This window comes from Rhizobium sp. A22-96, from assembly GCF_053521805.1.
In genome coordinates, this window is record NZ_JBNWDQ010000002.1 from 1,230,984 (window position 1) to 1,245,272 (window position 14,289).

Sequence of the window (14,289 nt, forward strand, 5' to 3'; positions counted from 1 at the left end):
TTGATCTAACCCAGCATTGAGACCCATTGTCTGCATGATTTGGGAGAAAAGATGGTCGTTCTCTGCAGAATTGAGGTAGCGGCGTGGCATACCCTACACGTCGCGAAGGTGCTTCATCATCTTGCTGACAGCTTACCATCGCTCCAAAGAGTGCCCTTCACCAGATCGAGAGCTAGCGTAGCATCCAATGCGGGTCGACTCTCCTGGGCGGAAATCGCTAAACGTGTACCAGAATATTAATTCCCTCATAAATTTTATATATAGACTTGGATATCATGTATCGTGAACCATGATTGGATCGCTCTCTGGCAGAGGCCAACACTCTCACAGACTTTTCATCTGGCCAGCATCTCGCTGACGAGCTGAGCGGTACGGGGCGCCAAGGTCAACCCAATGTGCCCATGTCCGAAGGCAAGAATGACATCCTTCCCGCCTCTTGAGGGCCTGATGATCGGCACGGAATCGGGCATTGAAGGCCGAAACCCCAACCAGGAACGGCTCGGCTCGCCAAGTTCGGGGAAATAACGGCGCGCATTCCTCACGAGAGCCTGTGTAAGCCGCAGGTTTTTCGGAGCAGTCAATCCGCCAAGTTCCACCAGGCCGGCAACCCTTAGCCGCCCTCGCATCGGGCAGAAGTAAAAGCCATGCGCCGTCGGACAGACCGGCCGCTCGATAGGCAGATCGGGCATGTCATATTCGACATGATAGCCCCGCTCGGTATCGAGCCGCACCGGATCGCCAAGGGAAGCCGCCAGCTTGCGCGAATGAGCGCCAGCGGCAATGACGACCGTGCGGGCACGCAGCTCGCAAGCTGCCGCAACGATCCGCAGGCCACTTTGTTCCCGCACGATACTGCCAACGGACGCCTGCACAAATTCCACGCCCGCCCGCCTGACCGCAACAGTGAGGAGACGCATCACCTCGCCGGGATCACTGAGGTTGATGGCTTTGGGAAAGAACAGGCCACCCTCAAATCGGGTGAGGCGCGGCTCGAGCCGGGCCACGTCATCAGCCGAAAGAAGCTCCTGTGAAACACCATAATTGCGGCGCAACGCTATGTCGGCGCCGGCTGCCCGGAACGCCTTTCGCGTTTCGTAAAGGTAGAGACAACCTTTCGCCGACAGGAACTGCGAGGCACCGATCTCGGCGGCAAATTCAGTCCAGGCCGGCGAAGCGTCCGAAACAAGTTCGGCAATTCGGCCGGCATTCTCGCGATAGCGATGCGGCAGGGATTCGTAGGCAAAGCGGGCGAGCCAGGGAAGCAGGGTCGGCAATGCCGACCTGCGGACTGCAAGAGGACTATCCGGGCTAAGGACGAGCGACAGGAAATTCCGGAGCACCGCCGGGGTTCCCACCGGTATGATCGCATAGTCGGCGACGGTCCCCGCATTCCCGTAGGAGGCACCGGATCCCGGTTCATTCGGCTCGACGACGACAACCTCTCGCCCATCGGCGCGAAGCCGAAGGGCGATCGCCAGCCCAATGACCCCGCCGCCCACAACGACGATATCTGTCGAAATCCTGTTCATCTCATCCATATTTTCTGCGGGGGGGAGCTGTTGGCGTGCGGCCGGATTTTAAGGCGGCCCGGTGAAAAGCCTCACGCTTAGCCTGGTTTCGCGTACCGGGCGACATAGGCAACGGTGCGAGGCTCCCTGGGACTATCCAGCACATCCGCGGCCGGCCCTTGCTCGATGATCCGACCGCCATCGATGAAGACGACCCAGTCGGATACTTCACGCGCAAACGGGAGTTCGTGCGTGACGATGATCATCGTCATCCCGTCGCTTGCAAGTTCGCGCATGACGCGCAGCACTTCGCCGGTCGATTCCGGATCGAGCGCGGAGGTCGGCTCGTCAAAGAGCAGCACGGTCGGAGAGAGCGCAAGAGCCCGTGCGATCGCAACGCGCTGCTGCTCGCCGCCCGACATTTGCTCCGGATAGGCCAGAGCACGATGGACAAGACCGACACGGGTCAGCAACCGCACGGCACGCTCCACCGCCTCACGCTCGTCAATGGCGGCAGCGTGCATCTGCGCCAGCACGACATTTTCCACGGCCGTCAGATGCGGGAAGAGATTGAAGCGCTGGAACACCATGCCGACGCGCTGGCGCAGCTTGGCGAGATCCTTGCAGGTCAGCATGCCCTTTGAGAAGATCGCCTCGCCATTTATCTCAATGGAGCCGTCTTCTGGCTGCTCGAGCAGGTTGACGCACCGCATGAGGGTTGTCTTGCCGCCGCCGCTCTGGCCAATGATGCTGACAATCCGGCCGCGCGGAACATCCAGATCTATGCCGTCGAGCACGAGCCTTCCATCGAAGGATTTCCGCAGCCCCCGGATCTTGATGGCCGAGCCGTTATCGGGCGAGGACGCGATGCGTGTTGTTTCGACTGTTATCTGGGCCATTTCTAGCTCCCCGCCTGGATCAGGGCTCTTGCCAATCTCAGCCGCCGGCGCCGGCCCAACGACAAGGGCACGCCCGCATGAATGGTACGCTCGAGCCAGAGGAGACATTGCGAGACGGGATAGCAGACGGCGAAATAGAGTGCTGCGATCACCAGATAGACTTCGAGCGAGCGAAAGGTCTCGGACGCAATCAATTGCGCCCTGGTCATAAGCTCCGCCGCCGAGATCGTGACCAGCAGCGATGTCGATTTCAGCAGGTCCACAAACATCGTGTTGGTGCCGGGCAGCGCGAGGCGAAGCGCCTGCGGCAAGATCACATGGCCGAAAGTCTTGACCCGGCCAAGGCCCAATGCATGTGCCGCCTCGTTCTGGCCCGGATGGATGCCGGCAATGGCCGCACGGAAGATCTCCGACAGATAGGCGGCATAGAACAGCACAAGGCTCAGCACGCCGGCGACAAAGACGCTGAACCTTATCCCGACGGAGGGCAGGCCGAAATAGGTGACGAAGATGATGGCAAGCAGAGGGACGTTCTTGAACACCTCCGTGTACAGCGTGGCCGGCAGTCTTACGATGCGAACCCGATTGAGGCGCATCAGGGCAAGTACCAAGCCAAGGATAGCTGCCCCAATGAAACTGGCGAGCGTATAGGCAAGGGTCCGTAAGAGACCCTCACCAAGATTGCCTGCATAGTCGCCCCAGGGAACTTGAAACAATTGAGCAAGAGGTTGCCAAAAGCTCATGTCCGTTCCCCCCGATCAATTGGCGACGGACGGTGGTGACCAGGTCTGCGGGCGGTCAACGCCGCGGCGCTGGGCCGCCATGTCAGGCGACGGGACCAGGAACTGCTTGGGATCGCCGCCCCATTTCGTCACAAGCGTGGCAAGCGAGCCATCCTTGTACATCGCATCGATCTGGTCTGAGATCGCCTGGGTGAGCTTCGGAGCCTGCTTGGGGAGATAGAAGCCGGTCATGTAGGGCTGGAAATATTTATAATCGGGATGGGCGTCAACCTGCTCTGCTGTCGGCGCATCGAGATAGGCAACCCGAAACTTCATGTCGGGCCGTTGCTGCTGCTGATAGATGATCAGCAGGGGATCGAGAAAGCCGACATCGAGCCTTCCCGACGAAAGATCCGAAAAGACGCTGTCGGCCGTCGGATAGGTGCGAGCATCGGCCTTCGGAACTTCGGCGATCGACTTGGCCCAGACATATCCGGTGACGGTGCCGAGGGCCTTGCCCTCGAGGCTCTTCACGTCGGGATAGGAAGCGCCACCATGCACGGCCATGGCCGGTGGCGAGTAATAGGGCGGATCGGTGAACAGGCCCGCCTTCTGACGCGCATCGGACCATGCGATGCCGCCGATCGTGATATCGGCGCGTTGTGACTGTACCGCGGCAAGCATGCCGGGGAAATCGGTCACGACCGTCTCGATCTTGAGGCCAAGCTTCTTGGCGACCGCATCGAGAATGTCGCTGTCGAGCCCGACCAACTTGTCATCCTTCAGCGCCGTGTAGGGCATGTAGGCCTCGATGGCCACCTGAAGTACGCCAGGCTTCAGCGTTTCCAGGTCTTCGGCCTGCGCAGCCGTAATTGCGGCGAACAGCCCAAACCCAAAGCCCAAAATCGCCGCCACGCCGCGCCTGAATGGCGAATGCGCGAAAATATCGTTGCTAATCATGTTCACCCTCCTTATATTTTTGTAATATATTACTTAGTATATTATTGATGCGCCTTGTCAAGTGATTCTGCCGCCGGACAAAGCAGACCACTCTCAGGATGGAGACAACGCGGATGGACACTTGGATGTCGGAAGAAATGATCGACGATCCGGAAGCGACGCTGACATTGGCGGAGCGCACCTATTTGCAGCTACGCGAGGATATCATCACGGTACAGCTGGCGCCGGGTACCATATTGCGGGAAAACGATGTGATGCGGCGGCTCGACGTTGGTCGCACGCCCGTACGTGAAGCGTTCCTGCGGCTGCAGCGCGATGGTTTCGTCGATGTCAACGCGCGCCGGGGCACTTTCGTCAGCCGGATCGATATCAGCGACCTTACGGCAATCTACGAGGCCCGGGCGCGGATCGAATCCTGGGCTACGCGGCTGGCTGCCGAACGGCTGCGGGAGCCCGAGCGGCACGAAGCCGGCAAATTGATAGAAGCGCTAAAGGCGCTTTCCCTTCCTTCGGAGCTCGATGCGCTTCTTACACTCGACCGACGCATCCATCGCTTCATCTACCGATGCGCCAAGAACAGGTATCTCTTCGACACGCTCGACCATTACCACAACCTCTCGCTCCGGATTCTTCATGTCGCGATGCGCCGGTTTCCCGAGCTGACGCCGGAACTCGATAAGGTGGTACAGGAGCAGATACTTATGCTCGAAGCCGTCTGCCGCGGAGATGCCGATACCGCCGAACGGATCGCCCTGCATCATGTTCTCAGCTTCGAACAGGAAGTGCGCAAGGTCATCTGATCGACTGGGAAAGCAAGGGGATGAAAGCCACCAGCACCGTTTGAACGGCGCTGGTGGGCAGTGATCAATTTCGCAGCGTCAATGCTGGATTATGCGCGAAGAAGTTATGCGGCTCGATGTGGATCGTTTTCCACTCGGTCGACATCACGGGCCAGTCCTCCATACGCGGAATATGGTGGAAGCCGGCAGTAAACCAGGTGACGATATCCTTGCCCATCAGCGGCTTGTTGGCCTTCACCCATTCCGGCAGCGTATCCGAGCCGTCGCTCTGCATGGCGAACTTGCCGCCGGCATATTGCTGGTCCGGATCGTAGACCGTGTTCCATACCGAATATTCGATATAGGCATTGCGCTTCATCGGCGGGTCCTTGACGAAGTCGAAGGGACCGTAGGCGACATCACCGTGATGGATCATCCAGCCAGGTTCCTGACCGAGATAGCCCTTGCGCGAGGGATCCGAGATCATGAAATAACGCGGCTTCATCGCCGAAAGCTGGTAGCGCGCCTCCATCTCCGTCTTCGGCATCGTATGCTGGACCGTCCACATGGAGCGGCGCGGGTTCTTCGGATCGACCTTGGCTGGAACGATGTCCATCGTACCGAAGTGGTTGGCCGGCTGGTCGATGTCGAAGTCGATACGGAAGTTGAAGTAGTGGTCGTGGTTGGCAGCCACCAGGTTCGGCGCGATCAGCGTGCCATGCGCCGTGTCTGCCGCAGCCGTCGGATCGTCCATCGAGGTCGACTGGACACCCTTGACCGCATCGAGGCCGGTCGCGCCGATCATGATACGGATCTGACCATCGGGCTGCAGCCGGTAATCGATCAGGTAGTCGTAATTTCCGACTTCCGAGGCCGTGCGCACGACCAGTTCGCTTGCCGGCCGGCCTTCCGCCGGGATGGGCTTTTCAGGCGTCTGCGCGAAGACCTCGAAATGTCGCCAAGCCGGATCGCCGATACTGCGCTCGAAGACGCAGATGGCATCGGGGATGGTCAGCGGGTTGCCCTTGTCGTCGGCGATCGTCGCCGGCAGGAAGGTCGCGTAGCTCGGGCAATCGACGCCTGCGCGCAGCGGGCTCAGGAACAGACCGAAGCCGTATTCCCCACTATCCATGTAAGTGCGCCAGTACCAGCCCTCTGTCGGGTCCATATAGGGGACGAAAACCTCCGAGAGATGCGACTGGTAGATCACCGAACGCCAGGTGTCGCCATCCTTCACGTCGAGATTAGAGAGAACGAGGCCCGGGCGCTTGTCGACGCGGAAATTGAAGCGCCACATATCCCATTCGAGATGGCTGCCAGTGATCTTGTAGTTCGGCCCGCCCTGCTGCGAGAGGGTGGCGAGATTGGTCTGCGGACGCAGCGTCTCGCGCTCGGCCACTTCCTTCTCGGAATAGCCCCAATTGTCCTTCGGGCCGGTAATCGCTCCAGTGTCGATGACCTTCAACACCTTCTTCTTGCCGATATCATAGACGGCAAACAGGCCCTCGATCGGCTTGGCATAATAGTTAGAGCCCTCGGGAACATGATAGCAAGGCACCTTCATCAGGCGAGAATTCTGATATTCCTCGGTAAAGAAGTTGCCGGCGGTCAATGGCAGGCAGAAGGCTTGGTCCGGCGTCAACCCGCGCTTCTTCAGACCCGCGACCATTTGCGGGTCGCCAAGCACGCCCTGCAGCGCGTCCATGAACTCGGTGAAGAGCACCATGGGCTGCCCCTTGATCGGTGCCGTGCTTTCGACCGTGCCCTTGGTGATGTTGACGACAGCTTCCTTGAAGCCCTGCGGGCTCGTCAGCTGTACCTTCGCCTCACGATCGAGCGGCTTGTCGCCTTCCTTCCATTTGAGAACGTCGGCCTTGGCCGGCTCCTTCAGTTCGATCAGCGGATAGAGCGTGTGGTCGTCGACGACCTTCTGCTCGCGCAGGATCTGGTTGATCTTCTGATATTCGTCCGCCGTCAGCCCGTCGAGCGGGTGACTCATCGCCGCAGACGCGCCAAGCGTCAGCAGCAGCCCGGCCGAAGCCAGATAGTGCTTCATGTTCATTTCCATCCTCCCTGTCTCATGCATTCCTGGATCACGCGAATATCACCTGGATATCCGTGTATTCGTGCAGCCCCTCCTCGGCGAATTCGACACCAAAGCCGGAAGCTTTGACACCGCCGAATGGGGCGTTCGGCTGGATCGCACCGTGCCTGTTGATCCAGACGGAGCCACATTCCATGCGCGCAGCCACGGCCTTCGCCGCCGATATATCCGAAGACCAGACGGAACCGCCCAAACCGTTCGGGCTGTCGTTCGCCATGCGAAGGGCGTCTTCGACATTGGCGTATTTGATAACAGGCAGAGCGGGACCGAACTGCTCTTCGTCAACCAAGGGATCGCCATTCGAAAGCCCGGCGACAATCGTCGGCGGAAAGAACAGCCCCTCGCCCGGCGCGCCGCCGAACAGCACCTTGCCACGGCTGGTCGCATCGGCAACCAGCCGGCTCAGCTTCTCGAATTGCATACGGTTTTGAACAGGTCCGAGAACGCTCGTTTCCTCCATGCCGTTGCCGACCGGAATATTGCGGGCATAGGCGACCAGCGCCTCGCAGACGGCGTCATGGATCGACTCATGCACATAGAGACGCTTCATCGCGGCGCAGGTCTGCCCATTGTTGATGAAGGCGCCCCAGAAGAGGCCTTCGGCGATCTTGGCAGGATCAGCGTCCGGCAGGACGATGCCGGCATCATTGCCGCCAAGCTCCAGCGTCAACCGCTTCATGTTGGAGGCGGCCGATTGCATGACCTTCTGGCCGGTGGCGATGGAACCGGTGAAAACGATCTTGTTGATGCCCGGGTGAGAGGCCATGGCCGCGCCGAGATTGAAGCTCTTGTCATCCGATGTCACGACGTTCAGCACGCCGGGCGGCAGCACCTCGTTCATGATCTCCACCAGACGCAGTGTCGAGAGCGGGGTGAAAGGCGACGGCTTGATGATGACAGTATTGCCCGTGCGCAACGCCGGCATCACATGCCAGATCGCGATCATGACCGGGAAGTTCCAAGGCGTGATCGACCCGACCACGCCGATGGGCTTGCGATGCAGTTCAACGCGACCTTCGGCATTGTCCTGAAGCACCTTCACCGGCAGCGAAAGCCCGGTCGTGTAGCCTGACCAGGCAACGGCACCGCCCATTTCCCAACGTGAACCGAGACCGTTGAGCGGCTTGCCCTGCTCAAGCGTGATGATCGTGGCAAGTTCACCTGCATGTTGCTCGATATGGGAGGTAACGGCAGCACAAATGCGCTGCTGCTCCTTATCACCGCGCGCCGACCATTCCGGAAATGCCGCACGGGCAGCTTCGACCGCGCGATCAAGTTCGACAGCGCCCAGATTAGGCGCTCGGCCCGCCTCTTCGCCGGTTGCCGGATTGAGCACCGCAAAATTTGTCTCGCCCGTCACCTGCGTCCCGCCGATGGTTGCAGAATAAAACGCCATTGCCACCTCCTCCGCTGAAACCCGGTCGAGGCCGGGAATTGGCGGAAGACTAAGCCAGGAACGAATTCGGAGCTTGGACAGGAGCGTCCGGACTATTGGACAAAAACGTCAATGGCAGCGGGCGACGGCGCCCGGCGTTACCCCGTATTTCTTGCGGAACTCGCGGTAGAAATAGGAGAGATCGTTGAAGCCTGCATCATAGGCGATGGCCGCGATACCGTCGCCGGCAACCTCCGCCTTTCGGGCCGAAAGCCGATCATGCGCAATCTCGAGGCGGCGGCTCAAAAGCCGGTGACCAGGCGTTTCGCCAAGTACCTGGAAATGGCGCTGCAACATGCGCTCGGAAACATTGAGACGGGTTGCAAGCTCTCGCGGGCCGAAAGCGGGATCGGCCCTGTGGCGATCGATGAGGGCAAGCGCCCGAGATAGCAGGGTTTCCGGCGCGGCCACGGTGCGGAGCGACTGGAGATAGGCACCCATCAGACAGAGGAACGCCTCACCAAGCTGCGGCTGGCTGGCCGAGCTGTCGAGCATCTTGGTTACTACCGCCCGCATCGCGAGCCAAAGCGGATCGCTCCGGCTGATCGAGACACCGCCGGCGCAACTATTGCCAAAACGGTGAACCATCTCGTCACGCGGAAGGTGGATCGAAACCTGGGAAGAACGGACGCCGCCATAGGAAAAGCGCGATGGCCGGACGGAATCGACCAGGAGCATGTCACCGGGGTCAAGATCGGTAATGCGGCCGTTCTGTTCAACCCGGCAATGGCCGGCATCCTGAATAAGAAGAAAGAAGTGTTCGCCGGGGTCGCGGCGGATCGCCTTCACACTGCGCTCGACATGATCACTATCATCAAGCGCAACGATCGCGGTTTCAAAGAGCCCCATGCGACGAGTGGCAACATCTCCCGCGACAATGCCCGACGGGAGCGTCGGCTCCAAGGTGAAGGCCCCACAGATCCGTCGAATTTCCGCCTCAAGCACCTCTACCGGCACCGATGTATGAACTGGCGTAAGCAAAGACTGCATAGTCCCCTCCCTGGCCTTTGCAGAACGTTCCCTTCCTTTTAGCACATTTCCATCAAAAACATCTGGATTCTTGTGATGTTTGAATAGGCATCATGGATATGGTGCTTGCGGCTGATCATGCGGCTGTTGGCGAGAGATGAAGTGCCACCGTACCTTAAGCGTCATTTCAGTTTGAAATGCGACGCTGCGATTGGGGATAGGTGTTCATTTAATTGCCAAAATCGCACTGGGTTAGTTTGACACAGAACGAGCGAAGGAAACTTGCTCGCCTGACTATGAGGATACTGCTGCCGATCTTTGGCGGCCTGACGGCCCTTGGCATACTCATGCTCATTTTCTTGCAATAGGCGTGACACCACGAACCTGGCCTGTGTTACGGGACCATGCAGTGGCATATGCGCATCGCGGCCGAGGAAAGCTCTGCCTCTTGGCGCGAGGCAGAGCTACAGCGCTATCATGGCGCCTCATGCGAAACTTGGATTGGGGGCGTCAGTTTCGCACAGTCGACCGCTACAACAGGCACCTGAAAGCAGCCTGAATAAATCCGAGCATAGCTCAACGCCGAATGCGTCCCTAATAGAATTTAAGCATGAACAGTTTTGGAGCCACCAAAGTGATTCCCGCCAATAGTAGGGACACCCCAATCTTCAACGCTTTGATGCGGCGTGTCTTCACGCCATCCCAATCATAATTCATAGCTATATTCCCCTTGTGTATTTTCCTCATTCTTCACAATATGGGGGAATATACTGCAGCATGAATGTGTGAACCTTACCAAACCCTGCCTATGGCTGATCTGCGGAAACATCCACGACAGAGGTCAATGCGAGACCGTCTGTGCAACCGGTGACGACATGCGTCATTGCGCCGAAACCGTTCTGCAACTTGGCGCTCATCTCGACCAGCCGCAGTTTTCCAGTCTTCGACGAGACCGATGACGATTATCGGCGCCGCGTTAGAGTTCATTGACCAGCAATATGACGCGACAACGCGACGGTAAAATCGCAAGCCAAAAGCAGAAGGTAAAATACTGATTTTTTGAGAGTTGTAGTGGTGCCCAGAGCCGGAATCGAACCAGCGACACGCGGATTTTCAATCCGCTGCTCTACCAACTGAGCTATCTGGGCAACCGAGCTTCGTGTCCGAGGAAGAGCCTTGAAGGGTTCTGGGCGTTTGGTGCGCCCCGGAAGCGAGCGGGGTTATAGCATCTTGTTCGTCCATGTCCAGCCGCAAATGACTCTTTTTTGACAGGAAATGGAATTTTGGCAATTCACGAACAAAATGAATGGCTTCGCAAGACCGGACAACGCCGGCATGCGCGGGTTATTCGTCGTCCGAGCCGCCGGCCTTGGTCTCATCCTCGGTAACGGGAATGGCGTAGGAACCATTCAGCCATCGCGAAAGATCGAGCGAACGGCAACGATCCGAACAGAAGGGATAATGTTCGCGCACCGAAGGACGGCCGCATTCCGCGCAAGCACGGGTCTTGCGCAGCGGCTCCACCTTGGAACCTACCTTGATCTCTTCAGCCTTGCCCATTGTCTATCCTTCCTGCCAACCGGCATGGACATCGAAGCCCTCGCCCGCCAGCAGCAGCATGGTCTCATAAAGCGGCAATCCGACGACATTGGTGTAGGAGCCGATCAGCTTCTGCACGAAGGAGCCGGCAAGCCCCTGGATGCCGTAGGCTCCCGCCTTCCCACGCCATTGGCCCGAGGCCAGATACATTTCGATATCGCGGCCCGAAAGCCGCTTGAAGCGCACCTTGGTCTCGACAACCTTCTGACGCAGCTTCCTGTCCGGCGTGATCAGGCAGATGCCGGTATAGACGACATGGCCGCGGCCGGAGAGCAGATGCAGCGCCGAAGAGGCTTCGTCGATAAACTCCGCCTTCGGCAGGATGCGACGCCCGACGGCGACCACGGTATCGGCGGACAGGATATAGCTGCCCTGCCAGGCGGCATCGCTCTTGATGGCAGCAAAGGCCGCCTCGCCCTTTTCAGCCGAAAGCCGCCGCGCAAGCGAGCGCGGATGCTCCGACTTCTTCGGCGTCTCGTCGATATCCATCGGCATGAGGCGCGCGGGTTCGATGCCTGACTGGTGCAGGAGCTCGACGCGTCGCGGCGATCCGGAAGCCAGTATCAGCTTGTGTTTCAACGCCATCAGACCTCGACCTGTCATGCGGGAATGAGAACGGGCTCTAAAGCATGGCGCCGAAAAATATCAGCTGTTTTCGGAGGACATCATGCTCTGCTTGTTTGATTCTAGAGCCGGACTACTTGAAACGGTAGGTGATGCGGCCCTTCGTCAGGTCATAGGGGGTCATTTCCACCAGCACCTTGTCGCCGGCAAGAACGCGGATGCGGTTCTTGCGCATGCGGCCTGCCGTGTGGGCGATGATCTCATGCTCGTTTTCCAGCTTCACGCGGAATGTCGCGTTCGGCAGGAGTTCGGTGACGACACCGGGAAATTCGAGGACTTCTTCTTTCGGCATTAAAGCTTCTTTTCCTGTCGGTTGAGGCCGGCGCCCATGGCAAAAAGCCGGGGGTCGCCGGAAATTGCGCGGAAACTACACAATCGCCGCGGTTTTGTGAACCTCGTTGATAAGGGTTTCTGCATTTGTTTCATTTGCAGCTCTAAAGCGAGCCGCGACGTTCCACAAGCCGGCTTTCGATCAGGCCGAGAAGATAGTCCCGAACTTCGCGATAAGCATCGAGAACCTGATCGCGCGTTCCGTCCGTTGCCGAGGGGTCCATGGTCGGCCAATAGATGACCTCGATGGCGTTCGCCCGCGTCAGCTCCAGGGCTGCGTGATGCGCCTCCGGCGAGAGCGTGATGATGATATCGAAGAAATCATCCTCCAGCTCCTCCAGGGTCTGCGGCTGCCGGCGCCCAAGCGAAAGCCCGATCTCGTCAAGCACGACATCGACAAAGGGATTGCGCTCGCCGGCCCGCACGCCGGCAGACGCAATATAGGTGCCCTGCGGCAGCATATGCCGCGCAATCGCCTCGGCCATCGGCGAACGGATGGCATTGAGCCCGCACATGAAGAGGATCGCGCCAGGCGCCTTGTTGCTATGCTCGACCGCCTGCAGCTGCTCCATGACGCTCACCCGCGCCAATAGAGCACGCAGACCAGCGTGAAGAGCCGGCGCGCCGTGTCGAAATCCACGGTGATCTTGCCGTTCAGCCGGTCCATCAGCGTCTGCGAGCCTTCATTGTGAATGCCGCGCCGGCCCATATCGATCGCCTCGATGCGGCTCGGCGTGGCCGAGCGGATCGCCTCGTAATAGCTCTCGCAGATCATGAAGTAATCCTTCACGATGCGACGAAACGGCGTCAGCGACAGGATATGCGTGGCGACGATGCTGCCGTCTTCGATGCGGATGTCGAAGACCAGCTTCTGGTCGACCAGCGACAGGTTGAGCAGATAGGGCCCGCCCGCATGCCCGGCCGGCTCAAAGCTGTTTTCCTCGATCAGGTCGAAGATGGCGACGGCGCGTTCATGCTCGACATCCGGCGTCGAGCGGCCGATCGTGTCGTCCAGGACAACGTCGCTCAGCCGGAAGACGCCTTCAGCCATGCCTTACCCCTCGAGATTGAGGCGGATCGCGACCGACCGCGCGTGAGCATCCAGCCCTTCGGAATTGGCAAGCGCTATCGCCGCCGGTCCAAGCGCGCGAAGCTGCTCCGGCCCAAGCCGCAGGATCGACGTGCGCTTGACGAAATCGAGCACGGACAAGCCCGACGAGAAGCGGGCAGAGCGCGCCGTCGGCAATACGTGGTTGGAGCCGCCGACATAATCGCCGATCACCTCGGGCGTATGACGGCCGACGAAGATCGCGCCAGCATTGCGGATGCCCGCAAGCAGCGGCTCGGGATCATCGATCGCAAGCTCCACATGCTCGGCCGCAATGCGGTTGGCGAGCGGGATGGCCTGTTTGAGATCGGATACGAGGATGATGGCGCCGAAATCCCGCCAGCTGGCAGCCGCGGTCTGCGAGCGGCTCAGCTGCTTGAGCTGGCGCTCGACGGCGCCCTCCACGGCCCTGCCGAACTCGGCATCGTCGGTGATCAGGATCGACTGCGCGCCTTCATCATGCTCGGCCTGGGCCAGCAGGTCAGCGGCGAGCCAATCCGGGTCGTTGTTCTTGTCGGCAATGACGAGCACTTCCGAAGGGCCGGCGATCATGTCGATGCCAACAGTGCCGAACACATGGCGCTTGGCGGCGGCGACATAGGCATTGCCCGGGCCGGTGATCTTGTAGACGGGGGCGATCGTCTCGGTGCCATAGGCAAGCGCTGCAATCGCCTGCGCGCCGCCGATGCGGTAGATCTCCTCGACGCCGGCCATGCGGGCGGCGGCAAGCACGGCCGGGTTTATGGCGCCCTTCATCGTGGGAACGACGATGACGACGCGCTCGACACCGGCGACCTTGGCCGGCACGGCGTTCATCAGCACCGAGCTTGGATAGCTCGCAGTACCCCCCGGCACATAGAGGCCGACAGCCTCGATCGCCGTCCAGCGCGAGCCGAGGCCGACGCCGAGATCGTCCTCATAGATATCGTCCTTCGGCAGCTGCCGGCGATGATGCGATTCAATGCGGGTCGCGGCGACCTTGAGCGCGCCCAGCACCTCGGCCGGAACAGCCTCGATCGCCGCATCGATTTCGGCCTCGCTGACGCGCATCGGCGTCGTCGCAAAATCGATGCCTTCGAATTTTTGCGAATAATGCGCAAGGGCGGCATCGCCGCGTGCCCGCACATCATCGATGATGCCGCGCACCACGGCGTTCACATCTTCGGATACTTCCCGCTTGGTCGTCAGGAAAGCGGCGAACTGCTGCTCGAACCCTTCCGACGCCTGATCCAGCCAGATAGCCAACGCTGAT

Annotated in this window: 14 protein-coding genes and 1 tRNA gene; 1 reads left to right on the forward strand and 14 read right to left on the reverse strand. The window is 59.6% G+C overall.

Features of this window, described 5'->3' with window-relative positions:
• Positions 1 to 335: 335 nt before the first annotated feature.
• From ACQZ6F_RS12415 to ACQZ6F_RS12430, 4 genes are all read right to left on the reverse strand, one after another.
• Positions 336 to 1,529 (reverse strand): NAD(P)/FAD-dependent oxidoreductase, encoded by a 1,194-nt coding sequence (locus ACQZ6F_RS12415; protein ID WP_449091637.1) that lies wholly within the window; start codon positions 1,527 to 1,529, stop codon positions 336 to 338.
• Positions 1,530 to 1,606: 77 nt separating this feature from the next.
• On the reverse strand, positions 1,607 to 2,407 hold the full coding sequence (locus ACQZ6F_RS12420) for an amino acid ABC transporter ATP-binding protein (protein WP_449091636.1): 801 nt from the start codon (positions 2,405 to 2,407) through the stop codon (positions 1,607 to 1,609).
• Positions 2,408 to 2,409: 2 nt separating this feature from the next.
• Entirely contained in the window at positions 2,410 to 3,150 is a 741-nt protein-coding gene (locus ACQZ6F_RS12425) for an amino acid ABC transporter permease (RefSeq protein ID WP_449091635.1), read from the reverse strand.
• Positions 3,151 to 3,165: 15 nt separating this feature from the next.
• The gene (locus ACQZ6F_RS12430) at positions 3,166 to 4,089 is read right to left on the reverse strand and encodes a substrate-binding periplasmic protein (RefSeq protein ID WP_449091634.1); all 924 of its coding nucleotides are present in this window, start codon (positions 4,087 to 4,089) and stop codon (positions 3,166 to 3,168) included.
• Positions 4,090 to 4,202: 113 nt separating this feature from the next.
• On the opposite strand from ACQZ6F_RS12430, the gene ACQZ6F_RS12435 reads away from it, so the two are divergent.
• On the forward strand, positions 4,203 to 4,889 hold the full coding sequence (locus tag ACQZ6F_RS12435) for a GntR family transcriptional regulator (RefSeq protein WP_068394780.1): 687 nt from the start codon (positions 4,203 to 4,205) through the stop codon (positions 4,887 to 4,889).
• 64 nt (positions 4,890 to 4,953) lie between these two features.
• Here ACQZ6F_RS12435 and ACQZ6F_RS12440 read toward each other — a convergent pair whose 3' ends face one another.
• The 10 genes from ACQZ6F_RS12440 to hisD form a co-directional block, all read right to left on the reverse strand.
• Complete coding sequence (locus tag ACQZ6F_RS12440; protein ID WP_449091633.1) at positions 4,954 to 6,930, reverse strand: copper amine oxidase; 1,977 nt, start codon at positions 6,928 to 6,930, stop codon at positions 4,954 to 4,956.
• Between the two features lie 31 nt (positions 6,931 to 6,961).
• Entirely contained in the window at positions 6,962 to 8,368 is a 1,407-nt protein-coding gene (locus tag ACQZ6F_RS12445; RefSeq protein ID WP_449091632.1) for an aldehyde dehydrogenase family protein, read from the reverse strand.
• A gap of 108 nt (positions 8,369 to 8,476) precedes the next feature.
• A complete protein-coding gene (locus ACQZ6F_RS12450) occupies positions 8,477 to 9,397 on the reverse strand; it encodes a helix-turn-helix domain-containing protein (protein WP_449091631.1) in 921 nt (306 codons plus the stop codon).
• 1,051 nt (positions 9,398 to 10,448) lie between these two features.
• Positions 10,449 to 10,524 (reverse strand) — tRNA-Phe (locus ACQZ6F_RS12455).
• 196 nt (positions 10,525 to 10,720) lie between these two features.
• Entirely contained in the window at positions 10,721 to 10,936 is a 216-nt protein-coding gene (gene yacG, locus ACQZ6F_RS12460) for a DNA gyrase inhibitor YacG (protein WP_174072290.1), read from the reverse strand.
• A 3-nt stretch (positions 10,937 to 10,939) separates the two neighbouring features.
• A complete protein-coding gene (locus ACQZ6F_RS12465; RefSeq protein ID WP_068394757.1) occupies positions 10,940 to 11,560 on the reverse strand; it encodes a Maf-like protein in 621 nt (206 codons plus the stop codon).
• A gap of 112 nt (positions 11,561 to 11,672) precedes the next feature.
• Positions 11,673 to 11,891, reverse strand: a complete 219-nt coding sequence (gene infA / locus ACQZ6F_RS12470; RefSeq protein ID WP_004117876.1) for a translation initiation factor IF-1 — start codon at positions 11,889 to 11,891, stop codon at positions 11,673 to 11,675.
• A gap of 142 nt (positions 11,892 to 12,033) precedes the next feature.
• Complete coding sequence (locus ACQZ6F_RS12475; protein ID WP_068394756.1) at positions 12,034 to 12,501, reverse strand: arsenate-mycothiol transferase ArsC; 468 nt, start codon at positions 12,499 to 12,501, stop codon at positions 12,034 to 12,036.
• A gap of 5 nt (positions 12,502 to 12,506) precedes the next feature.
• Entirely contained in the window at positions 12,507 to 12,980 is a 474-nt protein-coding gene (locus ACQZ6F_RS12480; RefSeq protein WP_068394755.1) for a UPF0262 family protein, read from the reverse strand.
• 3 nt (positions 12,981 to 12,983) lie between these two features.
• A complete protein-coding gene (hisD, locus tag ACQZ6F_RS12485) occupies positions 12,984 to 14,282 on the reverse strand; it encodes a histidinol dehydrogenase (protein WP_449091630.1) in 1,299 nt (432 codons plus the stop codon).
• Between the last annotated feature and the right edge of the window lie 7 nt (positions 14,283 to 14,289).